General features: G+C 44.3%; 37 protein-coding genes. 36 read left to right on the top strand and 1 reads right to left on the bottom strand.

Features of this window, described 5'->3' with window-relative positions:
• Nucleotides 1–23 precede the first annotated feature (23 nt).
• Nucleotides 24–680, bottom strand: a complete 657-nt coding sequence (locus ACO5E4_RS03700) for a LexA family protein (protein ID WP_485862110.1) — start codon at nt 678–680, stop codon at nt 24–26.
• 127 nt (nt 681–807) lie between these two features.
• Between ACO5E4_RS03700 and ACO5E4_RS03695 the strand changes: the two genes are divergently transcribed.
• The 36 genes from ACO5E4_RS03695 (at nt 808) to ACO5E4_RS03520 (ending at nt 25,949) form a co-directional block, all read left to right on the top strand.
• Nucleotides 808–1,014 (top strand): helix-turn-helix transcriptional regulator, encoded by a 207-nt coding sequence (locus ACO5E4_RS03695; protein WP_485862109.1) that lies wholly within the window; start codon nt 808–810, stop codon nt 1,012–1,014.
• Nucleotides 1,015–1,034: 20 nt separating this feature from the next.
• Nucleotides 1,035–1,331 carry a hypothetical protein gene (locus ACO5E4_RS03690; RefSeq protein ID WP_442541673.1) on the top strand — a complete coding sequence of 99 codons (297 nt, stop codon included), beginning with the start codon at nt 1,035–1,037 and terminating at the stop codon, nt 1,329–1,331.
• Nucleotides 1,332–1,374: 43 nt separating this feature from the next.
• A complete protein-coding gene (locus tag ACO5E4_RS03685; protein WP_485862108.1) occupies nt 1,375–2,139 on the top strand; it encodes a KilA-N domain-containing protein in 765 nt (254 codons plus the stop codon).
• Nucleotides 2,139–2,912, top strand: a complete 774-nt coding sequence (locus ACO5E4_RS03680; RefSeq protein ID WP_006718655.1) for a replication protein — start codon at nt 2,139–2,141, stop codon at nt 2,910–2,912. Before ACO5E4_RS03685 ends, ACO5E4_RS03680 begins: the two co-directional genes overlap by 1 nt.
• Complete coding sequence (locus ACO5E4_RS03675) at nt 2,909–3,583, top strand: replication protein P (protein ID WP_485862107.1); 675 nt, start codon at nt 2,909–2,911, stop codon at nt 3,581–3,583. Before ACO5E4_RS03680 ends, ACO5E4_RS03675 begins: the two co-directional genes overlap by 4 nt.
• Nucleotides 3,580–4,098 (top strand): DNA N-6-adenine-methyltransferase, encoded by a 519-nt coding sequence (locus ACO5E4_RS03670; RefSeq protein WP_485862106.1) that lies wholly within the window; start codon nt 3,580–3,582, stop codon nt 4,096–4,098. Before ACO5E4_RS03675 ends, ACO5E4_RS03670 begins: the two co-directional genes overlap by 4 nt.
• Nucleotides 4,068–4,703: a DUF1367 family protein gene (locus ACO5E4_RS03665; protein WP_295658114.1), complete on the top strand. Its 636-nt coding sequence runs from the start codon at nt 4,068–4,070 to the stop codon at nt 4,701–4,703. Before ACO5E4_RS03670 ends, ACO5E4_RS03665 begins: the two co-directional genes overlap by 31 nt.
• A gap of 62 nt (nt 4,704–4,765) precedes the next feature.
• Entirely contained in the window at nt 4,766–5,059 is a 294-nt protein-coding gene (locus ACO5E4_RS03660) for a DUF1364 domain-containing protein (protein WP_006718649.1), read from the top strand.
• Nucleotides 5,056–5,418, top strand: coding sequence for a RusA family crossover junction endodeoxyribonuclease (locus ACO5E4_RS03655; protein WP_308605245.1), 363 nt, complete (start codon nt 5,056–5,058; stop codon nt 5,416–5,418). Before ACO5E4_RS03660 ends, ACO5E4_RS03655 begins: the two co-directional genes overlap by 4 nt.
• Nucleotides 5,411–5,917, top strand: coding sequence for an antiterminator Q family protein (locus tag ACO5E4_RS03650; RefSeq protein WP_485862105.1), 507 nt, complete (start codon nt 5,411–5,413; stop codon nt 5,915–5,917). The genes ACO5E4_RS03655 and ACO5E4_RS03650 overlap by 8 nt, the downstream gene beginning before the upstream one ends.
• A gap of 150 nt (nt 5,918–6,067) precedes the next feature.
• Nucleotides 6,068–6,304 (top strand): HP1 family phage holin, encoded by a 237-nt coding sequence (locus tag ACO5E4_RS03645; protein ID WP_485862104.1) that lies wholly within the window; start codon nt 6,068–6,070, stop codon nt 6,302–6,304.
• Nucleotides 6,288–6,863: a lysozyme gene (locus ACO5E4_RS03640; protein ID WP_485862103.1), complete on the top strand. Its 576-nt coding sequence runs from the start codon at nt 6,288–6,290 to the stop codon at nt 6,861–6,863. Before ACO5E4_RS03645 ends, ACO5E4_RS03640 begins: the two co-directional genes overlap by 17 nt.
• Entirely contained in the window at nt 6,839–7,195 is a 357-nt protein-coding gene (locus ACO5E4_RS03635; protein WP_485862102.1) for a DUF2570 family protein, read from the top strand. Before ACO5E4_RS03640 ends, ACO5E4_RS03635 begins: the two co-directional genes overlap by 25 nt.
• Nucleotides 7,101–7,382 (top strand): Rz1-like lysis system protein LysC, encoded by a 282-nt coding sequence (gene lysC, locus ACO5E4_RS03630; protein WP_485862101.1) that lies wholly within the window; start codon nt 7,101–7,103, stop codon nt 7,380–7,382. Before ACO5E4_RS03635 ends, lysC begins: the two co-directional genes overlap by 95 nt.
• A gap of 41 nt (nt 7,383–7,423) precedes the next feature.
• Nucleotides 7,424–7,795 (top strand): HNH endonuclease, encoded by a 372-nt coding sequence (locus ACO5E4_RS03625; protein WP_485862100.1) that lies wholly within the window; start codon nt 7,424–7,426, stop codon nt 7,793–7,795.
• A 127-nt stretch (nt 7,796–7,922) separates the two neighbouring features.
• Nucleotides 7,923–8,414, top strand: coding sequence for a phage terminase small subunit P27 family (locus ACO5E4_RS03620; protein ID WP_442539276.1), 492 nt, complete (start codon nt 7,923–7,925; stop codon nt 8,412–8,414).
• Nucleotides 8,411–10,117 (top strand): terminase large subunit, encoded by a 1,707-nt coding sequence (locus ACO5E4_RS03615; RefSeq protein ID WP_485862099.1) that lies wholly within the window; start codon nt 8,411–8,413, stop codon nt 10,115–10,117. Before ACO5E4_RS03620 ends, ACO5E4_RS03615 begins: the two co-directional genes overlap by 4 nt.
• Nucleotides 10,114–10,266 (top strand): hypothetical protein, encoded by a 153-nt coding sequence (locus ACO5E4_RS03610; RefSeq protein ID WP_485862098.1) that lies wholly within the window; start codon nt 10,114–10,116, stop codon nt 10,264–10,266. The genes ACO5E4_RS03615 and ACO5E4_RS03610 overlap by 4 nt, the downstream gene beginning before the upstream one ends.
• Nucleotides 10,263–11,483, top strand: a complete 1,221-nt coding sequence (locus ACO5E4_RS03605) for a phage portal protein (protein WP_485862097.1) — start codon at nt 10,263–10,265, stop codon at nt 11,481–11,483. The genes ACO5E4_RS03610 and ACO5E4_RS03605 overlap by 4 nt, the downstream gene beginning before the upstream one ends.
• Nucleotides 11,407–12,078 carry an HK97 family phage prohead protease gene (locus ACO5E4_RS03600; RefSeq protein WP_485862096.1) on the top strand — a complete coding sequence of 224 codons (672 nt, stop codon included), beginning with the start codon at nt 11,407–11,409 and terminating at the stop codon, nt 12,076–12,078. Before ACO5E4_RS03605 ends, ACO5E4_RS03600 begins: the two co-directional genes overlap by 77 nt.
• A 63-nt stretch (nt 12,079–12,141) precedes the next feature.
• Nucleotides 12,142–13,368 (top strand): phage major capsid protein, encoded by a 1,227-nt coding sequence (locus tag ACO5E4_RS03595; protein ID WP_315544874.1) that lies wholly within the window; start codon nt 12,142–12,144, stop codon nt 13,366–13,368.
• A 49-nt stretch (nt 13,369–13,417) separates the two neighbouring features.
• Nucleotides 13,418–13,738, top strand: a complete 321-nt coding sequence (locus ACO5E4_RS03590; RefSeq protein WP_070714479.1) for a head-tail connector protein — start codon at nt 13,418–13,420, stop codon at nt 13,736–13,738.
• Entirely contained in the window at nt 13,735–14,058 is a 324-nt protein-coding gene (locus ACO5E4_RS03585; protein WP_485862095.1) for a phage head closure protein, read from the top strand. The genes ACO5E4_RS03590 and ACO5E4_RS03585 overlap by 4 nt, the downstream gene beginning before the upstream one ends.
• Nucleotides 14,051–14,533 (top strand): HK97-gp10 family putative phage morphogenesis protein, encoded by a 483-nt coding sequence (locus tag ACO5E4_RS03580; RefSeq protein ID WP_485862094.1) that lies wholly within the window; start codon nt 14,051–14,053, stop codon nt 14,531–14,533. The genes ACO5E4_RS03585 and ACO5E4_RS03580 overlap by 8 nt, the downstream gene beginning before the upstream one ends.
• 1 nt (nt 14,534) lies before the next feature.
• Entirely contained in the window at nt 14,535–14,879 is a 345-nt protein-coding gene (locus ACO5E4_RS03575) for a DUF3168 domain-containing protein (protein ID WP_485862093.1), read from the top strand.
• A gap of 3 nt (nt 14,880–14,882) precedes the next feature.
• A complete protein-coding gene (locus ACO5E4_RS03570; protein WP_485862092.1) occupies nt 14,883–15,536 on the top strand; it encodes a hypothetical protein in 654 nt (217 codons plus the stop codon).
• Between the two features lie 58 nt (nt 15,537–15,594).
• On the top strand, nt 15,595–16,002 hold the full coding sequence (locus ACO5E4_RS03565) for a hypothetical protein (RefSeq protein ID WP_197712328.1): 408 nt from the start codon (nt 15,595–15,597) through the stop codon (nt 16,000–16,002).
• A gap of 8 nt (nt 16,003–16,010) precedes the next feature.
• Entirely contained in the window at nt 16,011–16,277 is a 267-nt protein-coding gene (locus tag ACO5E4_RS03560; protein WP_485862091.1) for a DUF4035 domain-containing protein, read from the top strand.
• 352 nt (nt 16,278–16,629) lie between these two features.
• Complete coding sequence (locus tag ACO5E4_RS03555) at nt 16,630–16,833, top strand: hypothetical protein (protein WP_485862090.1); 204 nt, start codon at nt 16,630–16,632, stop codon at nt 16,831–16,833.
• 75 nt (nt 16,834–16,908) lie between these two features.
• Nucleotides 16,909–17,106 carry a hypothetical protein gene (locus ACO5E4_RS03550; protein ID WP_006718602.1) on the top strand — a complete coding sequence of 66 codons (198 nt, stop codon included), beginning with the start codon at nt 16,909–16,911 and terminating at the stop codon, nt 17,104–17,106.
• Between the two features lie 63 nt (nt 17,107–17,169).
• Complete coding sequence (locus ACO5E4_RS03545) at nt 17,170–20,496, top strand: tape measure protein (protein WP_485862089.1); 3,327 nt, start codon at nt 17,170–17,172, stop codon at nt 20,494–20,496.
• 9 nt (nt 20,497–20,505) lie between these two features.
• The gene (locus ACO5E4_RS03540) at nt 20,506–20,838 is read left to right on the top strand and encodes a phage tail protein (protein ID WP_109064392.1); all 333 of its coding nucleotides are present in this window, start codon (nt 20,506–20,508) and stop codon (nt 20,836–20,838) included.
• Nucleotides 20,838–21,572 carry a phage minor tail protein L gene (locus tag ACO5E4_RS03535; RefSeq protein WP_315090900.1) on the top strand — a complete coding sequence of 245 codons (735 nt, stop codon included), beginning with the start codon at nt 20,838–20,840 and terminating at the stop codon, nt 21,570–21,572. The genes ACO5E4_RS03540 and ACO5E4_RS03535 overlap by 1 nt, the downstream gene beginning before the upstream one ends.
• Before the next feature lies 1 nt (nt 21,573).
• Nucleotides 21,574–22,332, top strand: coding sequence for a C40 family peptidase (locus tag ACO5E4_RS03530; protein ID WP_315090986.1), 759 nt, complete (start codon nt 21,574–21,576; stop codon nt 22,330–22,332).
• Complete coding sequence (locus ACO5E4_RS03525) at nt 22,278–22,940, top strand: tail assembly protein (protein ID WP_485862088.1); 663 nt, start codon at nt 22,278–22,280, stop codon at nt 22,938–22,940. The genes ACO5E4_RS03530 and ACO5E4_RS03525 overlap by 55 nt, the downstream gene beginning before the upstream one ends.
• Before the next feature lie 39 nt (nt 22,941–22,979).
• A complete protein-coding gene (locus tag ACO5E4_RS03520; RefSeq protein ID WP_485862087.1) occupies nt 22,980–25,949 on the top strand; it encodes a TipJ family phage tail tip protein in 2,970 nt (989 codons plus the stop codon).
• The last annotated feature ends 3 nt before the right edge of the window (nt 25,950–25,952 follow it).

Here is a 25,952-nt window from a genome sequence, read left to right as displayed (position 1 = left end):
TGAAACTTATACGCCTCGCCACTCTATAACGTTTCTACACGTTCTCTTGCCACGCCAATAATGCGGATCTCTTGGTTGAGCGAGCTTAATGTTGGAAACATTGGATTAAGCGGAACAAGCTCAAAGTGCGGTATTCCTTCCGGTGTTCTTGTGCCAAGCTCTTTGTATTGTTTAAACGTAGCCTCATTATCACCATTGATTGCGGCCACGAATTTCCCCGGAGTGGGCAAAATATCGGGATCGATTAATACCAAATCGCCCTCATTAAAACGAGGGAGCATGGATTTTCCTTCGATTCGCAAGTAAAACGAGTTTTCGGAGGCAATCACTGTACTTGGGATCATCTCGTAACCGTCAAACCCCTCAAGTGATTTAATATCCGTCCATAATCCAGCCTGGATTGGGCTTAACAATGGGTAGCGATACGTTTTTTCTTCAATCACGCTTACGTTTGAATCAAATGCCAACACTTCAGGAGGGATATTGAGCGCCTTGCTGATGATGGATATATCTTCAAGATCAGGTGTTCGATTTCCCTTTTCATAATTAGCGATTCGAGGTTGTCCCCAGCGCGTATTCTCACTGCGATCATCGATGTCATTACATCTTTCTGCCAATTCTTTTTGACTAATTTTTAACTGCTCTCGATACGCTTTTATTCTCTCTCCAAGTGTAGTCATTTTATATCTCCTCTTTTGGCGCAAATAGTAACACGTTGCGTTATATTTATATAATTTCAATTTGTGATTGATATAAATTACATAATGTGATTTAATGGTTGATAAAAATCACAAAAGGAAATTATTTATGAACAATATTTCACAGATTCGCGGGCAACTCGGGATTACTCAACGAGAGCTTGCTCATCACATCGGTTGGGGGCAACCACGGATCGCCAACTATGAAACGGGGTTGCGCGCACCATCTTTACTTGTCGCACAAAAAATTGTTCAAGCATTGAATTCACTTGGTGCGAAAGTCTGCATCGAAGATGTTTTCCCGTCTCAAAACTAATTTACCAACAGGCAAGCGCAATGGCACGCAATAAACTCACCAGATCCGCAAAACCACTTTCGGATCGGGTTATGAACAAATACTGGAAACAGAAACAATGCGAGATCGCGGACGAAATGGAATGTTCGCCGTCCACGTTAAGCCGTTTTGTCAGCAATGAAGACGCTAATCAGGCGTTTAATTTTATTGCGGCAAATGGGTTTGATGTTTTCGACAGGGATTCTCACGTAGCAATTGAGAAATCAGAGTTGGAACTGCTTTTATTGGCGGCAAAAGGCTTTGACGACCGGTTGCGCGAGAAATATTTGGGCAAATAAAAAACCACGGCGGCAACCGTGGTTCTGTACGAAGGAATTTTTTATGAAAACCAAAATACAGCTTTATGATACACAAATTCGCCAAGATGAACAAGGGCGTTTTTGCTTAAATGATTTACATCAAGCAAGCGGTGGTGAAAGTCGTCATCGCCCTGCTTACTGGTTATCAAATCAGCAAACGCAGGAGTTAATCGGCGAAATTTCAAAAGACGGAATTCCGTCTATCCTTACAAAACAAGGGCTTGGAACATTCGTAAGCAAAGAACTTGTTTACGCTTACGCAATGTGGATTAGTCCGAAATTCCACTTATACGTTATTCGCACTTTTGATAGGGCGGTAACAAATCAAAATTCGACCGCACTTTTACCTGACTTTTCTGATCCGGTTGCAGCGGCTCGCGCATGGGCTGACGCAAAAGAGGGTGAACAACGCGCTTTATTGGATAGCAAACAGAAATCAGAACAGATTGAATCAATGCAGAGCTATTTCCGCCACGGTATGAGCGCGCCTCAGTTTGTAAAAGGGTTAAACGGTGCTAATTCTTCGCAGATCAATGATTTCTTGGCTCGTAAAGGTTGGGTTTACAAGGATAAATACGGCTGGCGCGTAACATCCCGTGCGCGCGATGTGTATCTGACCGAAGAAAACACACAGGTAGCCGAACACGGTCAAGAAGTGCGTATTTTTTACAAGCCGGTTTTGCTGCAAAAGGGCGCAGCAAAAATCTATGACTGGTACATGAAAAATCAATTACCGATGAAAGCAAACTGGAATGGTAATTTCAAACAAGATAAGACGGTGGCGTAATGAGTGATTTTATCGTTAATTCTTTCCAAATCCCCAATGCTTTTGTTGATGAATTGATTGCTGATTTATCAGGGAACGCCGTTAAGTGTTATTTATTAATCGCGCGTCAAACAACAGGCTGGCAGCGGGAAAGCGATTACATTTCCGTATCTCAATTCCAAGAGAAAACGAAGATCAAGGATAAGCGCACGATTTACGCCGTTATCGACGAATTAGAGCAAGCGGGCTTGATTATTACTGAGCGCGAATTAGGCATAACAAATAAATTTTATTTGGTTCGTAATGTACCTAGTACCAGTAGCAAAAAATGTACCCAGTTACAAGAAATACAACCAGTGACAAAAAATGCCACTAGGGTAGTAGCAAAAAATGTACCTAGTACCAGTAGCAAAAAATGTACCTCACATAAAAACAATATAAATACACCATTAAATACAATTAAAAAAACTTCGCAAAAAAATACTGCACTTTCGCTGCTTGCCGAGTTCGGTATCACCGGTCAGCTTGCCGATGACTTTGCCGAACACCGAAAATCGAAAAAAGCGGCGATTACGAGGACTGCACTTGAGGGCTTTCAGCGAGAAGCCGACAAAGCGGGCATTCCACTTGCCGAAGCAATCGAAATCGCTATTTGCCAAAACTGGCAAGGTTTTCGGGCTGATTGGTGTAAAAACCTGTCCGGCGCGAAAGGCAAAAAACGCGATGATTTCGCCGATGACGGCAGCTGGGCTATCGGTCGCACGGTCAATGTGCCGCGAGGGTCGATGATATGAGAACCGTAGCAAACTTAGCGCAGGTCATCGGTAGCGAGCCAAACTATCGCGCGCCGGTGGAAAAAGCGCGGATTTCTGACAACGCAACGAAACTTGTTGATCGTATGTTCCAGCGGCTGAAAGCGTTACACCCCGCATGGAAACAAGCGTTTGCCACCACCGAAGATTACAACTACGCAAAGCAAATTTGGCTTGAAGAATTACTCAAAGCCGGCGTAGTTACCCCGTTAAAACTCAAACGTGGACTTGATATTGCCGCCACACAAGCAAGCGCGTTTTTCCCGTCAGTAGGTCAATTCATCGCATGGTGCAACATAACGGATTACTCCACTCTTGGTTTGCCAACACCTGACGAATTGCCGGCGCGAGTAAGTAAATTTCAAGCGGTTTACTGCACGGACGGTGAGGATAAATTTAATTATTTATCGGACGCAGAATACTGGTTATTAACCGACTTGTGCAGCCGCGGTCGTCGTGACCAATGGACACCGATGGAATTTAAAAAAGAGTGCGAACAGGCACTCAAGGCAATAGCAAAGCGAATTGAAAGCGGCGAAACAATACCGGCACGCAGAAAACAACTACCGACACAAACAACCGTGCCAACCAGTCCGGAAAAAGCCGCAGAAAACATCGCAAAACTTAAACAGATTATAGGAATGAAAAGATGACAGAGCGAAAATTTGATAAGGACACATACCCAACATCACTTTCGCTATTTAACCCGATTCATGCTGAATTTAGCTTTACGATTGATGGTGCCGCACTACCGTACAACTCAAAACTTGAGCGATATGTAACGCCTGAAATGGATTACTTAACTTACCCGCTACAAAACGAGCGTATTTTCATTAACCCGCCATTTAGTGACCCGTTAAGTTTTATTAAACGTTCCATCGAACTGTTTGAAAATCACAACTGCTTAGTGGTTATGTTGTTGCCGGTTGACATTAGCACGGAATGGTTTTCGCTAATCACCCAAAAGGCAACGGAAATCCGTTTTATTGTTGGCGGCCGCATTAAGTTTTTAAGTCCTCAAACAGGTTTATGGACTGATGTCTGCCGTGGTAATCACTTAGCGATATTTGACCCACGTCACCGCAATATGGGGCAGGTTATCCGTCATGTCCACATCGATGATTTAGGTGAATTCGAATGGCGAGCCAAAAGCAGAAAAAAACGGTAATCCACGCGGTTAAATATGCGAACGGTGCGGTGGTGGCGGAAACAGACTACGACCGTAATCTACTCAAAGGGTTGCCGGTGGGAAGTGCGGTAAAAATTACACCCATCGGTAACAATCGGAATTACCAACATCACAAGAAGTTTTTCGCGCTGCTTGATGCAGGTTTTGAATATTGGCAGCCTGAATTTAGCGTACTGACCCAAGCCGAAGAATGGATAGCGCAGGCAGTCGCAAGAGAAATCGCGGTAGCGGCCAACGATGAAAATCTGTATCAGAACGTAACTAAACCGATAGCAGATAGCGTGCTGGCAAAAGTGCGGTTGAATCGTGAATCAAAATTGGATTATGAGGGAATGAAAACCCTTGAATCGTATCTCGATCATGTGATGAAAAAAGCGGGATTTTACGACATCAAACCGGCACAAGACGGAGGAACCGTTAAAGAGCGTTGGTCAATCTCATTCGCGAATATGAGCCAGGAACGATTCAACGATGTGTATAAAACGGTGTATGGCGTCATCTGGAACGAAACGCTTTGTAATATCTATGAAGACGAAGTGGCACTGGATAACAAGATTAATCAATTAATAGGGTTTGGCGGTTGAGCTGCAACTGTCAACCAATAGTTTACAGTTCAAAAAGTGCGGTTAATTTTAGAGGTGAAAACATGGGGAAAATAGACTATCGAAAAGAAGCTAAAGGGCGAGAATGCCAAGTGCGGTTAGTTGGTGTTTGTAATTATAACCCGGAAACAACCGTATTAGCACACATACGCGCCGCTGGCATTACTGGAGCAGGGCAAAAAGCGCCCGACCAATTAGGGGCGTGGGCGTGCTCAAGCTGTCACGACGCAATCGATTTACGAACAAAGATCGGTTACACCAAGGACGAACTGTTACTGGCTCATTTGGAGGGTATGGCACGCACTCAGGCAATTTTAATCCGCGAGGGCAAGTTATGAGTGATTGGCTTGAAATCTGTTTGCCGTACCCACCGAGCGTGAACCACTACTGGAAGCACACAAGACAAGGTAAGCATTACATATCAAAAGCAGGGCGAGAATTTAAACGCATTGCTACTGAGGTTTGTTCTAAGTTCGATCCTTTTGAAAGTGCGGTTGAAATCAAGATGGAAATCTACTTCCCGGATAACCGCCCACGTGACCTTGATAATTTACCTAAAGGGATTTTTGATAGCTTGGTCGGCGCCGGATTAATCAAAGACGATAACCGCAAAATCATCCGCAAATACTCAATAGAGGAAAAAGGCGTAGTAAGTAAAGGTAAGTCAATCATTAAAATTAGAGGTATCGATGCGTAAATTTAGCGAGCTTGAACTGACCGAGGAACAGGAAGAATTTGTTGATAAGAACATGTATCCATGGGGGGCGTGGATTAGATTGGGTAGATTAGACAAGCCTGAGTTTAATATCATCGCTAAACTAATGAAGAGCGTGATTCCGGCGGATCCAAGCGAACCGGTTTGTAGCGATGAAGTCGGCATGATGATTAGTGAGCTTATCGAGCAATTCTTCTTCAAGAACGACCGCACTTTACACTATATTGTGTTCTCGTATTACGTAAACAAAAACACGATAAATCGCATAGCCGTTAAACTGCGTGAAAACTGTGGAGAGATGAAAATGCAGCCGTGTGCCGGTAAGTCAGATATTCGCATTCCGAGCCTTAAAACTGTGAAGCGGAATGTTGAAAAAGAATTGAAATTGGCAAAAGCGATAATTCACGAACTGCTTGTAACTGGTTTCGTTATTCTTCGAACTGGACGACAAAATGCAAAAAACATCAAAATTACATATTGACAAACCTTGTCATCTTGTCCTATCATTTGAATATATGGTGGTCGTCGTGTAAGTGATGTTCACCGCTGAAATTAATAGATGTGGATTTAAACAAACCCTGACTGGTAACAGTTGGGGTTTTTTATTGCCCTGAATAAAGCGGGGTGGGGTATGGCAAAAATGCAAGTGTTCAAAGATATGCCGACTGAGTCGCTAACAGTTGGTTGGTTAACCGGGCTTATTGGATATTTCACATTATCAGAATGGGCTATTCTGATAGGTATTATTGTGACGGTTTGCGGCTATTGGCGGGAATCAAGATATAAAAAACGTATGCTGGAGCTTGAAGAAATTCGAGCGGGAATCCGCGACAAAAACGGGAATCTGATTAATGAACAAAACAGTTAAAAAAACGTTAGCCGGCGCGGTGTGTTTGGTAAGTGTTATTGTCGGCAAGGTTTACACTGATTATGCGGATGACCTTGTGATCAGCAAAGAGGGCGCGCAAGTTATTGGCGATGAAGAAGGTTGTCGCCGTGACCCTTACCGCTGTTCGGCTCATGTTTTAACTTACGGTATTGGCGCAGCCGTTACTGGCGGAACAATGATTCTTGAAAATAAGCGCTACACCGATGAAGAAATAGCCGAACAATATGCCAAAGATCTCAAGAAAGCAGGTGATTGCATCATGCTTTACTTTAACGGTGCCGAGATGAATCAAAATCAGATTGACGCCTTGGGGTCTGTGGTACACAACCTAGGGTGCGGTGGCGCTCGTTACTACTACGACAAAAAATCGGGTAAGCGGCTTAAAACTCAGTTATACAAAGCGGCTTTAGATAAAGACTTTATGCGTATGTGTAACACATTTACGAATTATGCCAGCGTAAACGGAAAGCCACACCCGTCAATCATGAAGCGCAGAATAAGAGAGCGTGATTTATGTTTAACCCCGGTGAACAATTAATTAAGCGGATTAAGTTTGGTGCGATATGTGTTGGTGTCGTTGCGGTTTTGTGCCTGCTCGGCGTTTTGCGGTACCAGTACAACACTATTATTGACTTAAGAGTCGACAACAAAGAGCAGGCGCAAGCGTTATCTCAAAAAGAAAAAGAGATAACAAGGCTAAAAGACGAAGCGGCTGAAAATCAGCGCATCATGTTAGAGCTATCGAAACAAGAAGCAGAAGCACGGAGCGAATCAGATGAAGTTATTAAATCCATCCCACAAGATATTAAACAAAGCCATCCTTATAATGCTTCCGCTCCTCGTAATGTTGTTGAGTTCTTGCGCAGGTAAACCACAAGCTACCGGTTGTCCTGTATTGCCGCCTGCTTATGTTGCTCATTTGGATAAGACAGGATTTAACGGCAACACATACGGAGACATCACTCAATACTCTGTCATCCTTAAGCGTGAGCGCGACATGTGCCTGAATAGGATTGATAAGATAAGAGAGTGGCAAGTTGAGAACACTCAGCACTAAATGGAAAATTAAAGGGCGTTAAAACAAGCGCCCTTTGTTGTATGTACATAAAAGGAATGAAAATGCCCGCAAGAATACCTAAAGCATGCCGAAAACAGGGATGTAAGAACACAACAACGCATTCAAGCGGTTATTGTGAACTGCATTTAGGTTGCGGATGGCAACAACACCAGCAAGGCAAGACGGCAAGCCAACGCGGTTATGGCTCACAGTGGCGAGCGTTGCGCACCGTCGCATTGGAACGTGACAAGTATCTATGCCAAGAGTGTTTAAAAAAAGGTAGATATGTTACAGCAACAACCGTTGACCACATCATAGCTAAAGCACATGGTGGCAGTGACAATCTTTCAAACTTACAAAGTTTATGTAATTCATGCCATAAATTCAAAACCGCAAGAGAGCGCTTGAGATAGCGTTTAAAGTGCGGTCAATTCTACAAGGGGAGGGGGTGGGTAAATCTCTATAGGTTTCATCTATGGATACCGCCCGTTCAACTCAATTTTTACAACCGCGAAATTAAAAATTTAGGGTAAACGCCAAATGACAGGAATAGCAACAACGCCGGGGCGAGGAAGAAAGCCCACTCCGACGAAAGTGAAAGAGCGTCGCGGCAACCCCGGTAAAAGAAAATTAAATAAAGACGAGCCTGAATTTAGCCCGTTTAATGAAAACACCCCACCACCATCTCAGCTTAATACTGACGGTAAAAAGATGTGGGTATTTATTCTAAAAGAATTACTATCCCAAGGAGTTCTACTCCAAACCGATCTTGAAGTAGTTACAAACTATTGCATTGCATATCAGAATCGTAATCGTGCTTGTAAAGATGTTGAAAAATACGGCACGTTTGTTGAGAACGGTAATGGTGGATTATCGAAAAATCCTGCTTTTACTGTTTTGAATGAAGCGTTGAAACAGATGACTACATTCGGCGCGTTGCTCGGACTTGACCCAAGCAGTCGACAACGATTGATTGGTAAGGTAGATGAGCAAAATCACAATCCATTCGCGGAGTTAAAGTTAATGCAATGACGGATAACGTAAAAAAAGCGAACAAGTACGCAAAAGACATCGTTTCCGGAAAGATTCCAGCTTGCCGCTTGGTGATTAAAGCATGTCAGCGGCATTTAGATGATTTTGATAATCAAAAGGACAAGGATTTTCCTTATCGCTTTGATGAAAAACTGGCGGAACGCGCTTGTAAATTTATTCAACTTTTGCCGCACACTAAAGGCGAGTGGGCGTTAAAACGACAGCTAATTACGCTTGAGCCGTGGCAATTATTCGCAGTGGCAAACGCTTTCGGCTGGATCAAGAAAATCAGCGGATTACGCCGTTACCGCGAAGTTTATACCGAAATCCCGCGTAAAAACGGAAAATCGGCTATTTCTGCCGGTGTTGGGTTGTATATGTTTTGCGTAGATGGCGAGTTCGGCGCGGAGGTTTATTCGGGGGCAACAACCGAGAAGCAAGCGTGGGAGGTGTTCCGTCCTGCCCGGTTAATGTGTAAGAAAACAGAATTGCTCTGTAAAACATTCGAAATTGAAGTTAACGCATCCAATCTTAACCGCCCCGCCGACGGATCACGCTTTGAACCATTAATCGGGAACCCTGGGGACGGTGCGTCGCCGAGTTGTGCGATCGTGGACGAATACCATGAGCATAAAGACGACGAACTTTATACAACAATGCTCACCGGTATGGGCGCACGTCGCCAGCCGTTGATGTGGATTATCACGACGGCGGGTTACAACATTGAAGGGCCTTGTTACGACAAGCGCCGCGAAGTGATTGAAATGCTGAATGGCACGGTGCCGAATGATGAATTGTTCGGTTTAATCTACACAATCGACGAGGGCGACGACTGGACAAGTCCGGAAGTGCTACAAAAAGCTAACCCGAATTTTGACGTTTCGGTTTATGCGGATTATTTGATAAGTCAGCAGAAACAGGCGATCAATAATCCACGCTTTACGAATAAATTCAAAACAAAGCACCTGAATGTTTGGGTATCAGCGAAAGAATCCTATTTCAACATGGTGAGCTGGGAGAAGTGTTACGACGAAACATTAAGCCTTGAAGATTTCCAAGGTGAAGAAGTTTTCCTCGGTCTGGATATGGCGCGAAAGCTCGATATGAATTCACTTGTGCGGGTGTTTAGTCGAATTATTGATGGTAAACGTCATTATTACTGTATTTCTCCATTGTTTTTTGTACCGGAAGACACTGTTTTTAGTACTGATACTGCTTTAAAACGAGTGGTGGATAAATACCAAAAATGGGTAGTCAGTGGGCATCTAATCGCAACCGACGGCGCAGAGGTTGACTATCGCGAAATCCTTGAATGTGTGAAAGATACAAACAAGGAACATCAAGTCAATTGCGTGGCAATAGACCCGCACGGTGCGATCGCCATCTCTCACGATATGGCGGATGAGGGATTAAACCCGATTACTATCACGCAAAATTACACCAATCTATCTGACCCAATGAAAGAGCTTGAGGCGGCCATTGAATCCGGTCGCTTCCACCATGACGGAAACCCGATCATGACGTGGTGTATCGGTAACGTAGTTGGTAAACATTCTGCGGGGAATGATGACATTGTCCGTCCGGTGAAAGAAATACCGGAAAATAAAATCGATGGTGCCGTCGCGCTGATGATGGCAATCGGAAGAATCATGCTAAACGAAGATGACGGGATATTTATCCCGGACGAGGTATTAACGCTATGAGAACATTTTTTATTGATCTGGTCGGTTTGGCTGGACTTGGCGCATTATGTACCGGCGTTTACCTACAATACGGCGCTGCTGATACTTGTATTGTTGGCGGCGTGCTTTGCTTGTTATACGCCATTATCTCATCTCGGGGGCATAAATGATTTTTGATAAATTATTTTCTACGCGCTCCCTTGAAAATCCGAAAACTCCTTTGAGCGCTGAGGGGGCTTATGATGAGTTATTCAGCGGCGGACAATCACGCACAGTTAATGCCGACACAGCGATGAAGCTAAGCGCGGTTTACGCGTGCGTTTATGTGCTATCAAGCGCCATTGCTCAATTGCCGTTACACGTTATGCGCAAAGACGGTAAAAACATTGAGCCTGCGCGCGACCACCCGTTATTTTATCTACTCCATGACAACCCCAATTTTTGGCAAACGTCGTACAAAATGCGGGAGTACGGGCAAAGTGCGGTACTTTTACATGGCAATTCTTTTTTACACATTGTCCGCCGCCGAAGCGGAGAGATTGAATCAATCGAAACCTGCGAACCGTGGATGGTGCAGTTACTAAAAAATGGCAGTCGTTACGTTTACGGCTACTATGGGGATGACGAGACATTATCAATCACACCGGATGACATGATCCACGTAAAAGCCCTTGGAACTTCCCTAAAAATGGGGAAATCTGTTATCCAACAGCACGCCGAAACAATCGGTCTCGGGTTGAATGCTAAAGATTTTGCGGGTAGTTTTTTCTTGGGTAACGCGCGCCCAGCGGGGATCGTGAATGTAAAAACACCGCTTAATGAAAAAGCATGGGAGAGCTTCAAAAAGTTTTGGGATAAAGCCAGCGCGGAACTGAAAAGCAAAGAAAATAAAACGGTTCTTTTACCGGGGGAGCTTGAGTATAAAGCGCTCACGGTATCGCCCGTAGATACCGAACTGTTATCAATGATGAAGCTCAACCGCTCGGAAATTGCTGGGATCTTTAACGTTCCGGCACACATGATTAACGACTTGGAAAAGGCGACCTTTTCGAACATCTCTGAGCAGACGATTCAATTTATCCGTTACAGTTTGATGCCGTGGATCGTGAACTGGGAACAGGAAATTAATCGCAAGGTATTTACCGAAACCGAACGCAAAGCCGGTTATTTTGTGAAGTTTAACCTTGGCGGCATTATGCGCGGCACGCCAACCGAAAGAGCGCAGTTTTATCATAGTGCGATCACTGATGGCTGGATGTCACGCAATGAAGCCCGCACACTCGAAGATATGAACCCAGTTGACGGGTTAGATGAATATCTTGTCAGTGTTAATGCGGCACAACAAATCGAATCAGACAAGAAAGAGGAGAACAAACCCGATGACTGATATTGAAAAACGGTCCTACGTTGGCGAAGTTCGGGCTGAAAGTAAAGATTCCGAACCTACTCATATTATCGGGTATGGTTCGGTTTTTAACACCCGCTCGCAGTTGATGTGGGGCTTTCGTGAAATCATTATGCCCGGGGCATTTGATGACGTGCTGGATGATGATGTTCGCGGTCTGTTCAATCATGACCCGAATTTCATTCTCGGACGTTCAACCGCCGGCACATTAAGCCTAAGTGTTGACGACACCGGTTTACGTTATGACATTATCGCACCTGATACGCCGACCATTCGGGATTTAGTGATCGCGCCATTAAAGCGCGGCGACATCACTCAATCATCATTTGCTTTTAATGTGGCCCGTAACGGCGATGAATGGTATGAGGATGACGATGGCGTAATAATCCGCGAAATTCACAAGATTTCACGCCTTTATGACGTTAGCCCGGTAACTTATCCAGCATATCAGGAAGCAAACAGCACGGCGCGATCGTTGGACGCATGGAAAGAAGCCCGTAACAGTGGCGATATTCAGAAAGCCGTACATCAAAAAGCCGCCCGAGAACGATTTTTATCGTTAATATCTGGCAAGTAAACAGATTTAATTAAACCGACCGCACATAAAAGTGCGGTTTTTCGTTTCTAGAGAGGAAAAACAATGCCTAAATTACATGAATTGCAAGAAAAACGTCGCAATATTGCTGCGCAAATGCGCACATTACACGACAAAATCGGTGATAACGCTTGGACTGACGAGCAACGCACTGAATGGAACAAAATGAAAACCGAATTAGACGGTGTAGATGCCGTAATTGCGCGTGAAGAAGAACTTCGCTCAATGGATGAAAAATTCGTTAAGGAGCAAGAAGCGGCCGAAGCCGAAAAACGCGCTAAACATGACGGTGAGAAAACAAAAACCGCTGACGAAATGCGCGCTCAAGCGTTTAACGTATTTTTGCGTAACGGTTTAGGCGAATTGAGCCAAGAAGAGCGCCAAGCGTTGGCGGAAATGCGCGCGCAAGGTGTTGGCGTTAACGATAAGGGCGGTTATACCGTACCAAAAGAAATGCAGGCACGCATTGTTGAGCAAATGAAAGCCTATGGCGGCATTGCTCAAGTAGCGCAAATCCTGACAACCTCTGACGGTCGCACCATCGAATGGATCACCGCCGACGGCACTACCGAAGAAGGTGAGTTAATCGGTGAAAACACTGCCGCAACCGAAGCAGATACTTCATTCGGCATCGCTAACCTTGGTGCGAAAAAATTATCATCCAAAATTATTCGCGTATCTAACGAATTATTGCAAGATTCCGCGATTAACATCGAATCTTATTTGGCTGATCGTATCGCACAACGTATCGGACGCGCAGAAGCAAAATATTTAATCCAAGGCACCGGCGCAGGCACACCGGCACAACCTAAAGGGTTGGCAGCAAGTGTTACCGGCACCACCGCTGCTAAAGTAGCGGGTAAAGTGGACTGGTTGGATATTAACGCATTATTGCACTCCGTTGATCCGGCTTACCGTAACGTGGGTAATTCCCGTTTAGCCTTTAACGACAACACCTTTAAAGTGTTGAAAGAAATGGTTGACGCTCAAAACCGCCCGTTATGGTTGCCTGATGTTGCCGGCGTGGCACCATCTACCATTCTCGGTAAGCAATACGTTATCGATCAAGGCATCGCCGACATTGCCAAAGACGCAAAATTCTTGTATTTCGGTGACTTCAACCGCTTCGTGGTGCGTCGTGTGGCGTACATGACATTGAAACGCTTGGTTGAACGTTATGCCGAATTCGACCAAACCGCATTCTTAGCGTTCCACCGCTTTGACTGCGTGCTTGAAGATACCTCAGCAATTAAAGCGTTAATCGGTAAATAACCAATAGGTGCGGTTAATTTCGACCGCACTTTTCTTTTTCGGGGGCGTGATGAATATCACACTTGATGAAATCAAATTGCAGTGCCGAATTGATAGCGACGATCAAGACGATTTGCTTCAGGTTTACCTTGAAGCCGCCAAGGCGACAATCGAAAACTACACCAACCGCAAACTTTACGAAACGCTACCGGATGACCCACCTGATAACGCTCAAGAGATCACTGGAGATCTGAAAATAGCGATCTTAATGTTGGTGGCATATATGTTTGAAAATCGTGGTGGATGGAATGAAGGGCAGGGCGTGAGCAATTTTGATTTACCGCCGACTGTAAGGCTAATCATTGAACGTTATCGGTTTATACACATATGAACATCGGAAAATTACGGCATCGAATCACATTGCAGAAGCAGGTCAATACCGTAAACGACTACGGCGCGGCGGTGACGATGTGGAAAAACGTTGCGACCGTTTGGGCCGATGTGCGTCCGCTGTCTGGGCGCGAGTATTTTTCGGCTCAACAAGTGCAGTCGGAAGTCACTACGCAAATTTGGCTACGTTATCTTGACGGGATTATGCCGACAATGCAGGTTAAGTTCGGTAAGCGTACTTTAGAGATTGTGTCGGTACTCAATACGCAGGAGCGCAATGTATCGTTGCAGCTCATGTGTAAAGAGGTGATTAATGGGTAGCGTAACGGCCCGCGTTGATGGCTTGAAAGAGTTGCAAAAAGCAATGCAAAGCCTTGGGCGAAAGACCTCTAACCGTATTGCCGTTAAAGCAATGCGTAAAGGCGGTGCAATCGTGCGTGACAAAGCGCGTATGCTCGCACCTGTCTTGAAAGAAAGCGTGCCGCACAGACGTGCAGGTACATTAAGAAAATCCATTCAAAGCCGTACGAAAGTCGGCAAAAATGGCAGAACTGACGCCTATATTTGGGTGAAGGGGCTTTCGACCAAGCAAGTGCTGAAATTCAAGGAAAAGGGCGGTAAATCCAGTGCGTATAATCCGCGCGATCCGTTTTACTGGCGTTATCTTGAATTTGGCACATCTAAAATGCCCGCGCGACCGTTTATGCGACCCGCCTTTCAGCAATCGAAGGAACAGGCGGCGCAAGCCATCATTGACACACTGCAACAAGAAATAATTGCGGAGGCTGGCAAATGACATGATCCAAAAGAAACTTTTTAGCGCCCTGTCGCCTTTGGTGTCGGGGCGTTGTTTTTATGGGCTGATTCCGGAAACAAACAAGGCTTTCCCGGTGATTGTGTATCAATTCCCGAACATCTCGCCAAGTTCGGCGCTGGAAGATGGCGATCTTGATGATTATCAGGTGCAGATTGACATTTACAGCCCAAATCCCGATGACATTTTTAGCCTGCGCAAACAGATTTTTACCGCACTTTCGGCGGCGTTCGATTTTGCGGAGCGCATGAATGATTTTAGCGATTATGAAGCGGATACAAAGCTACATCGTCGCGTAATCAATTATCAAATTGCTTATGGAGAATAAAACATGGCAACACAAACAACCCCTTTCCAAGGGACAAAATTTTATTTAGGTGTCGGCTTAAACGAAGAAAAAGCCGTTACAGCCGTTACGGTAAAGCCGAATGCGACAATTACCGCAACCGGTCACGGTGCTAAAGCCGGTGATTTTGTCAAATTAACTGGTCTTGGCTCTCTTGATGGTTATTATCCGGTGAAATCCGTTACAAACGAAAAAATTACGTTGGCTGATGAAGTGGACTGGAGTAACCAAGACGCGCCGACCTCTTTCACAACGGCAAAAGTGGCAACCGTTAAATGGTCATCTAACTTCTGCGCAATCAAAAACATTGAAGGCGACGGTGACACGCTTGGTGAAGAAGATGTTACAACTATGTGTAGCGAAGGGACTGAAACCGAAGCGGGTGAAATTGAGTACGGCTCAATCAAATTGACATTCTTCTATGCCCCTGACACTCCAATGCAACGGGATTTACGTAAAAAATTCTACGCTAAAGAAACCTTCCCATGGATGATGGTTTTGAAAAATAATCAAGGTTCGCTTTATGGCACCGGCTTTATCCAAACTTCGCAAAACTGGAGTGGTGAAGTTAAAGGTAAGTTTGATTCTGGTGTAACCATTAAAAAAGCAAAACGTGACTACCATTTGCCGGTAGCTTAATCTGCGCGGCCGCACCTAAAAAGTGCGGTCATTTTTTTGAATGAATGGAAGAATTGAAATGAGTTTACGTGAAAAGCTTTTAGCAACAAAGCCGAAAGTTCGGTCATTTTTAATTGGTGATATTACCTATTTTTACCGTGAATTTACGGTCGGTGACATGAATAAAGCGGTTTATGGCCAACAACAAGCATTATTCAAAATTGCTCAAGAACAAGGTATTGAGTTGAATTTTGACAATGAGGAAGCGTTGGCAAAACAGCTTGCTCAAGTCTATGACCCGTATCAAATTGCACGCACTTTAGCTACACGCTTATGCGATGAAAAAGGCGAAAACCTGTTTGATCCAAATAATGACGCAGATCTTGAGCAATTATCTCAATTAGATAAGTCGGTGTTTGAAGAATTAAGCAAAGCAATTGCTGATATTGAACCAAAAAACTTACCGAGCGCCGAAGATTCCAAGTAACCCTGTCTTTGGCGCTGGGGAAGACGTTAGAAGAAATTGAGTTGATGCCTGAACGTCATTTTTCCGAATATATGATGTTTTATCGCGAGCAACCATTCGGGCTTTGGCGTGAAGATTACCGCACGGCGCAAATTAGTCATCTATTGGCAATGATAAACCGAGACTCAAAAGCTAAGCCGCCTGAATTGTCCGATTTTATGCCGTTCTATCAGGAAAGCGCGGTCGAAAATGATGATGAAGATGACGGCGCTACTGAGTATTTAGCGAATCGTTAAACTCGGATATTAGCTCTTTGATTATTACATTTTCTTCTCGTGTTGCTCGGTTACGTTCGCCGCATGGCTGGATTTTTAAGTTTTCGTCCAGTCTTGCGGTAATGTATTTCGCATTAGTACTGATCAGTTCGTTTTGTCTCAATAACCACTGCATGAATTGTTTTTTCATAGATGTTCTCCGTTGTTGAATGTGCGCAGAGAATATCTATGAAAGAAAGTGCGGTCGAATTTCATTGTAGAAATCTGCGATCCGCGTCGCAATTTTGAAATAAATTCATCCGAAAACTTACAGAAAGTATTAAGGTGCCTTAGAATGTGCGAGCTTTATCATACAATATGAGAGGAACCTAAAATGAAAAAATTATTATTGATGGGTGTTATGGCTGCGTTTTTGTCTGGTTGTGCAGGGACGTCTCCTGTAGTCCTTCAACAAGCAAAACAAGTTCCTCCCCAGTTTAATCCAGCAGTAGAGAAACAGGTTATTAAAAAAGACAAAGAGAATATTTTCAGGATTAGCTTAGGACCTTGGCGCAGACCAAGATTATTACCAATGTAATAACTAGCCCCTTGACACTCAAGATAGTTTTTATTATAACGTAATTGCTTACAAAATAACGGAAGGAGGTAATAAATGAATGCACTTTACATAATTAAGTGGTTTGCTAAAGCCTTTGGTGTTTTTGTGATTCTTCCTTTTGCCGCACTATATTTCATGGGCGTGTTATCTACCGGATTCTTCTCTTGGGGCGGTTTGCCGTATGTCGTCATTATTGCGGCAGTGTCAATCATGTTTGGTGTGATCGAATACTTCAAAAAGCCGATTCGATAACGGCAGTAATTTTAATTTTTTATTAAAGCACTCTTCGGAGTGCTTTTTTTATGGGAGATTTTTATGTCTGGCGCTTTAGGCAAGCTGAGTATTCAGCTTGAGTTAGAACAAGTTAAATATCAAGACGCGTTATCGAAAGCGCAACAAAGAACAAAAAGATTTTCGGTTGAAGCACAGCGTTATTTGAACAACATTGATTCTGCGATGGAATCTCTCAATCGATCTTCAAAATTAACGAACTTGCTTTTGGCTAAAGATATGTTCGCTCGTGTTGGTAGAGCGGCAATTTCATACGCAGATGCAAATACTGAGTTAATTAACCGTTTAAAGTTAAGTACTAACGGTAACAACGAACTCGCTTTTGCTACTCAATCAGTATTTGATATTTCTTTGCGCACTAATCAATCAGTAGCCGCAACATCAACGGTATATCAAAAATTTGCGCAAAATGCTGAAAACTTAAAATTAAGTCAAGGTGAAGTCGCGTCTATAACCGAAACTGTATCGAAAGCTGTTGCGATGTCAGGCGCCACTGCCGCACAAGCTGAGGCTGGGTTAATCCAATTCGGGCAGGCTTTATCTACCGGAACATTGAAAGGGCAAGATCTCAACTCGGTAATGCAACAAATACCAGGATTGGCAGACGCAATTGCAAAAGGTTTGGGTGTAACGACCGGTGAACTAAAAGCGATGGGGGCATCTGGTGAGCTTAGTACTCAACAAGTTATCACCGCACTGCGAAAAGTGCGTAAGCAAATTGATAGTGATTTTGATAGTCGCATAAAAACCGTATCTGGGTCTTTAACCAATTTAGAAACCGCATTTATTCAAACTGTTGGGCGATTCGATCAAACTGTCGGCGTGACAACAAAACTTGCAGAGAGTATTGAATTTGTTGCAGCCAATTTGGATAGTGCGATTCAAGCTGCTGTTTTGTTTACTGGTGCCTTAGCGATCGGACAAATTGGAAAGTACTCAACTGCACTCCTACAAACCGGAATTAATAGCGCCAAAAATACGTTATCTCACTATAACGAAGCTAAAGCACTTTATGCCAAAGCTACGGCATCTAGGATTGCTGCACAGGCTGAAATGTCCGCCTTGTCCGCACAATTACAAGTGGCCCAATCAGAAAAAACAAGATTTGCGTTGCGTGAGCAAATGAAAGCGCAAGCGGCTCAAATAACAGCATTGGTTAATGCCGAAGCGAATGCTAAGCGCAATTTAGCTACGGCAAACAGACTTGCCAGCGCTGCGGCAGTTGGCTTGCGAAATGTTATGGGATTATTGGGCGGTCCCGCAGGTGTGATTACAATCGCAGCGAGTGCGTTGTATTACTTTCATTCACAAGCCGAAGAAGCAAGAAAGTCAGCTATAGACACTAAAGCGGCGAATGAACAGCTCAAGGAAAGTTATGAGGGGTTGAGTGAAGCTGTCTTAACTACAAAAATCTTTGAACAAATTGATGCAATGAAAGAGCAGGAGGCGCAGTTAAAAAGCCTTGGCAACGCAATGATCCAATCTGAGTTTAGCAATCGTCGTGGCTGGTTGTTTGCTGATACTGCTGAAGATGTAGAAAAAGTAACCGCTAATTATCGTGCCGGAATGGAAGTAGCGACAGCAAAAAGTAAGGTTTTTGATAATCAATTACACGCGATAGTGCAGACAATGCAGAGTAAAGGACGATCGCTTGATGAAATTAAACAGAAACTATCCCTTTTTAATGTAAGCAATGAAAAGGCCGAACAGATTATTGCTGATGTAAAAAATGGTCTTGATGGCGCCAAGGCAAGTACAGATGAAGCTACCGGCGCAACGATTGATTTTAAAAAAGCACAGGATGAACTTACTAAAAAATCTGATGATTTACGCGCTAAATTAGAGGTGTTAGAGCTTAAAAATAAAGGTCATGCTAAGGCATCTTATGTGTTGGCAGGTCTTTATGAAGTACTTGGTGTTAAAGGCGCTGAATACTCAAAGGTTCTTAATGCTATTGCCAATGGTGACGTAGCGGCAGCACAGGCAGCCGCAGCTGCGATCAACTTATCCGCCGAACAATTACAAACCATGCTCGACATGGGTAAAAAGATTGAGGGGTTATTTGATACAGATACTAAGGTAGCCACCATTGAAACAAGTCTCAAAAAGAATAAGTCGTCAGATAATGCTCGTGAAAATTGGCTTAACTTTTACGATGAAATTCGCAAGAAAAACAGTTCAAGCCTTGGCGAAATTGAATTAGAGCAAGCGCGAATGTTTCAACGTTTGGAAGAACATTATAAGAAAGGTGTAGTGTCTTACCAAGAATACGAAACGGCGAAAACTGCCATCGCCGAACGTTTTGCTCGTCAACGGTTGGAGCTTGCAGGTAAATATGCGCCGGAAAAACTGCTGAAAGCGAATTTGAATGATGACTTAAAGTCGATTCAGGAGCTTTATAACGCAGGGCAACTAAATCAGGCGGAAGCTGCCAAAGCCGCACAACGGGCGCAGTTTGATTATGCGCAAGGTGTGTCGCAAAGTGCGGTCGATCCGTTAGCCCAAGTTCGCGCAATTTACGACCCTTTACAAGAGACCAAAAATAAACAAACGCAGGAACTAGCGCAACTCCAAGCATTTAATGAGCAAAAGCTTATTACTGAGGAGGAGTTTCAGCAACGCCGTCAAGAAATCATCGACAAATACAAAAACGACGAATTTCAGCGCGATATGACAAACTATGCTACTGGGTTGAACGACCTTGGAAGTGCATTTGATGGTTTGGCGTCGATGGTGGAACAATCTGCCGGCAAACAGTCAGCAGCTTATAAAGCGATGTTTGCTATCTCGAAAGCATTTGCGATCGCCGAGGCAACAGTAAAACTATCGCAAGCAATCGCACAGGCAATGGCTGATCCATCTGCACTTACTCCGGCTCAAAAATTTGCGAATATGGCAGCCGTGGCAAGTGCTGGGGTTAACTTAATCTCGCAAATTACCAGCGTTGCGGCATTTGCTACCGGCGGTCATGTACAAGGTCCAGGAACCGGAACAAGCGACTCAATCCCCGCCTGGTTATCCAATAACGAATTTGTAATGACATCCCGTACCGTGGATCACTACGGGGTGGCATTTATGAATGCGCTTAATCAGCGACGATTACCGCGCTTTGCTAGTGGTGGGCGCGTGGGCGGTGGTGGTTCGCCGAGCTATCCAGGAATTAGCAGCAATGGTGGTGAGGGTGATCACAATGAGATCAGCATCACAATCAATATTGCTAAAGATGGTAAAGAGGATGTTACGGTAGAGCAGCAGATTGCGCAAAGTAAGGCGTTATCCGACGCAATCACGGTAAAAGTGCTGGAAGTAATGCGAAAACAACGTGGGCGCGATGGCGGTCTTTTGAACTAGGGGTAAATTGTGGCGTTAAGAACAATTAATTTTTGTCCGAAACCCGGATACACCGTGGAAAGCGAACCTCGCCGAAAAGTAAATAAATTTGGCGACGGCTACGAACAGCGAATGGTTGACGGGCTAAATCCGCTATTGCGTAAATTTAGCCTGACGTACAAGCTAAATCATAAAAGTGCGGTCGAATTAGACCGCTTTTTTATGGAGCATAGCGGGGTAACTCCGTTTTTATTTAAAGAGTATGAGGGCGGTGCATTAATCAAGGCGGTTTGTCCTAAATGGTCTAAAACTGTAGATAAAAAATACACCGAAATTAGCTGCACTTTTGAAGAGGTGATGTAATGCCAAAAGATACCCCGAATAAAATGTTGTCGGAATTATCCAAACTCGAGCAAGGCGCACTGATTGAATTATGGGAAATTGATTTAAGTAAAATCCCATCTAATAGCTCGCCCGATAAAAAAGGCGAAATATACCGTTTTCATAACGGATTAACGCAGGGGGGCAAAAACCTTATCTGGCAAGGTAATGAATACGCCGCATACCCAATAAATGCTGAGGGCTTTGAGTTATCAAGCAGTGGGCCAAGTAATCGTCCTACACTTACGCTATCCAATCTTTATGGGTTGGTAACGGGTATTGTTGCGGATTTTGGGCAGGGGATTGGCGGTAAAGTCGTACGACGTCAAGTTTACGCGAAGTTTTTAGACTCGGTAAATTTTGACGGAGGTAACCCAAACGCCGACCCGATGCAGGAAGCGGTGAGTTTGTATGTTATCGAACAGTTAAAATCTCTTGATGATGTTACGGCAACATTCGAGCTGGCATTGCCGATTGAGACTGACGGCGCACGAATTCCTCTATTGATGATTACATCTGATACTTGTATTTGGCAATATAGATCTTCTCAGTGCGGTTACACGGGCGGACCGGTGGCGGACGAATACGACAAGCCGACCACAGATCCTAAAAAAGATAAATGCTCACACTGTTTGCGCGGGTGTAAATTACGCTGGGGAAAAAATGCGGTATTGCCGTTCGGTGGTTTCCCGAGCACAACACAATTTGGTAATTAATATGATTGATTTTGAGTTGAAACAGGCAATATTAGCCCATGCCACGAGATGTCACCCGCAGGAATCTTGCGGGTTTGTTTTATCTGTGCGTGGGGGGTTGTATTATTACCCGTGTACTAATGTTGCTTCCGATCCGGTAAATTTTTTCGAAATTGCACCGGAAGAATTTATCAGAGCCGAAGAGCAAGGCGAGATTGTTGCGCTGGTGCACTCCCACCCAGACAGCGACTATATGCGCGGATTGCCTTATTTATCTGCATCAGATCGCGCCTGCCAAGTGCGATTAGGTTTGGATTTTTGGCTCGTGGTTGACGGTGACATTAAGTGTTTTCGCAATGTCCCGCCATTAATCGGGCGGCAGTTTGAAAACAACAAACAAGACTGCCGGAATATCGTATTAGACAGTTATATGCTTGCAGGGATTGATCTGCCGGACAACTCAAAGTATCCGTTTGAGTGGTTTGAAACAGAGAATCTTTATGAAGATGGGCTATTACGGTGTGGTTTTTACAGGGTGATGCATGAAGCAGATATACAGATCGGCGATGTTGTCTTAATTCAAGTTGGCAGTAAAGTGGCGAATCATGCCGGGGTGTATCTTGGCAATCAAATGATGTTACATCATAGTCAAGATAGGCTATCTGCTCGCGTGCCTTATGATGGTTTTTGGCTTAATAACACACACTCTGTTTGGAGACACAAAGAATGGTACAAGTTAAATTTTACGGCGATCTTAAACGATTTGTGCGTGAGCCGGTAGAACTTGAGGTTGATTCTTTTTCTGAGTTAATGAGCGGGCTTTTAACCCAAATTAAGGGGTTGCGCGAGCATCTCAAAAAAGGTTGCTATAAAGTTAGAATCGGGAAAAACACTTATCTTGAGGAAAGCCAAGTTAAAGCCGACATAGACTTTAAGGCTGATTGCACTATCCATTTTACCCCGGTAATTGCTGGCGCTGGAAAAGGGGTTGGAATTGGCCAAATAATCGTTGGTGTAGTGTTGATTGCTGCGTCTTGGTATGCTGGCGGTGCTGCCGGTTGGTCTTATCTTGGTGCGCAAGGTTTTGCAGGTGCCACAATGGCATTCACCGTTGGGGCATCACTAATCGTTAGCGGTGCAATATCGCTTTTAACACCTACGCCAAACATGGGTGATCAGAAAATAAAAGAGGGCGAAAAAAATCAAAGCACCTCATTTAGCAATCTGAAAAATCTAACCCCACAAGGGCGACCAATACCGTTACTTTATGGGCGTATGATGACAAGTCTTGTTTTAGTATCGCAAGGCGCGGAAGCGTACGACGATGCACCTGAGGCTGATAACACGCAAGCTGACGTAACCGGGAAAAGAAGATTAAAACGTAATTAACAGACCGCACTTTTATGTGCGGTTTTTTATGGGGTAAATATGGGCGGTAAAAAAGGCGGTGGCGGCGGACATACTCCGGTGGAAGCGCCGGATTCCCTGCTATCATCACAGCGATTGAGCGCAATTGGGATTATATCACTCGGACCAATCAAGGGGCCGGTGAATAAGTGGAAATCAACTTATTTAGACAATACACCAATCCAAAACGCGAGCGGTAAGGATGATGATGACGTAGATAGTTTTAATTTTACAAACATGGAAATCCAGTACACGCTGGGAACTCAAGATCAGTTGCCAATGACTGGGTTTGATAGCAGCCAACGTGAAGTGCCTATTGGTATTGAAGTAAAAAAAGAACTTCCGATCACTCGTTCGATTATCGATCCTGATGTTGATCGATTACGCGTGACAATTGGTGTTAATGCATTATTTAGCCAAAATGATCAAGGCGACACAAGCGGAACATCTGTAGAGTTTGAAATTTTAATAAACAGTAACCTTTACAAAAGTTACTCTATCAACGGCAAGTCATCCTCACGTTTTTACCGTAGCTATATTATCGATGAGCTACCTCCTAAGCCGTTTAATGTCACCGTTAGACGGGTTACAGCGGACTCAAAAAGCCAACGCTTACAAAATGCTATCGTTTGGAGCAGTTACACGGAGATTATCGACGCCAAACTGTCATATCCAAACATTGCAATGATCGGCATTAAAACCGACTCCCGACACACCCCCAATTTCCCGAATGTAAATTCGCTCCTGGACGGCCGTATTATCAGCGTGCCGTCCACTTACGATCCTGAAACACGCGCTTATGCGCCGGGAATTTGGCGCGGGGATTTTAAAAAAGAATGGACAGAAAACCCAGCTTGGATTTTTTACGACTTAGCGACAAATCCCGATGTAGGAATTGGGAAACGCATAAGCGAATATGGGCTTAATAAATTTCAGCTTTATCAAATTGCGCAGTATTGTGACGAGCTTGTGCCGGACGGTTACGGCGGCAAAGAACCGAGAATGACGGCGGGAATTTGGATTACGGAGCAGCGCTCGGCATACGAAGTATTAAACGATATGTCATCCGTTTTCCGTGCGATCGTGGCGTGGAACGGAATGCAGATGTTGGCAATCCAAGATAGACCAACAGATCCAGTCTGCACTTACTCTCAAGCAAACGTAATTGACGGTAAATTTGCTCGTCAATATGTACCATTGAAATCCATTTATACTGCCGTAGAAGTGGAATACGCCGACAAAAACAACATGTATCAAAAAGCTATCGAGTATGTTGTCGATGATGAGATGGTGGCACGTTACGGCTATAACGTTAAAAAAATCACTGCGTTCGCTTGTACCTCACGCGGGCAGGCGCGCCGTTACGGGAAATGGGTACTTGTCACCTCTAAATTGGAGCAATGCACTATTACATTTACCGTTGGGCGCGAGGGGTTACATCACTTGCCAGGCGATATAATCGAAGTTGCGGACAATAGTTGGGCTAAAACAAACCTCGGCGGGCGCGTTGTAGCAATTAATCAAAGTGCGGTCGAATTAGACCGCAAAATCAAAATTGAGGGAGACAGTTATCTTTCCTACGTTGTGAGAGATAACAACGGACAACGCACCGAGCGAGTTAAAATCCTGAGCATTGCTGGCAATGTCGTTAATCTTGAGCGCGCACCGGAAAACTTAAACCCTAATGATAATTGGGCACTACAAACGCCGTTAGTACGGACCGAATTATACCGAGCAATCGGCATCTCTGAAAACGATGGTAATTATACTATCACAGCGTTACAGCATGAGCCGCAGAAACAGGTGATTGTTGATAACTCGGCAAATTTTGAGCCACGTAATACAACGTTACATCAAGCCGGGGTGTCGGCAGTAAGCGACGCCGAAGTAAACGCGGACGGCAGCGGAATCTCATTGAGTTTTAAGCCGCCGGCAAACTTTGTTGGTCAGGGGCTTAAATATCAAGTCAAACTATACCGCAATGGCAATTTGTTTAACGTTTACGACGATTTAGAGCAGCCGTCTATTGCATTTAGCGACCTACCGGACGGTGACTATATCGCAGAAATCCGCACAAAAAATCTAGTGGGGCAGTTATCCGAGCCGATTACAAAGAGTTTCAGTGTTAATTTTGATATTAAAGAGCTTGTCACCGTAAGCAAGGTAATGGGCATCGACCTGAATTGGCGGAACCCGATTTTTGCGAACACGAATGCGGCAATCGAAATTTGGGTGAGTAAAGACAACCAATTTCAAAACGCGCGCAAACTTGTCACGCTTGCTTATCCGACCAACAGTTATAGCTACACCGGTTTAGGTGCGGCGGAAACGTATTGGTTTTGGGCGCGAATGGTTAGCAAGGACGTGACGGGTCAATTTACCCCAGCAACAGAGGGCGTAACAGACCGATCAGCGCAGAAACTTGTTGATGCGTTACACGGTGCGATTACTAAAGATGCCTTTAATAAGGAACTAATTGATAATCTAGCCAATATCGAAAAAAACGCCGATGACGCGAAAGTAAGTGCAGAAAGCGCGGTAAAAAATGCAAAAGAAGCAGGCGACAAAGTCTCATCAATGCACACCATCAAAACGCAAGCTATTGCAGGAGACCGCAAGGCGATTGCAGGTATTGCGATTGGTGCAGAAACAGACGGCAAGACCGCCGAAAGCTCTGTGATTGTAATGGCGGACAAGTTCGCCGTAGTCAAGAATGACAAAGACGATCAGGTTAAACCTGTTTTTACGATTGCTGATGACAAAGTAGCTTTGAATGGCGATATTGCCGTAAAAGGAGACCTAATCGGTAATCGGTTTGTTGGTGGAGAAATAGATATTAGTGGCGAGGATGGAGAGTTAAAAGTCGGGCGTAGTGGGGCGTTTGTGCTTAGATCAAGCAAACATAATGAGGGGTTATATATGGATAATCAAAATATCATCATCTACGATAGCAAAGGGCGTATTGCTCTTAATATTGGTAAAGCTAAGTAGCGA

This window comes from Aggregatibacter sp. (assembly GCF_057314075.1).
The sequence above is the reverse complement of the archived record's forward strand: the minus strand, read 5'-3'. Positions and strand labels throughout refer to the sequence as shown.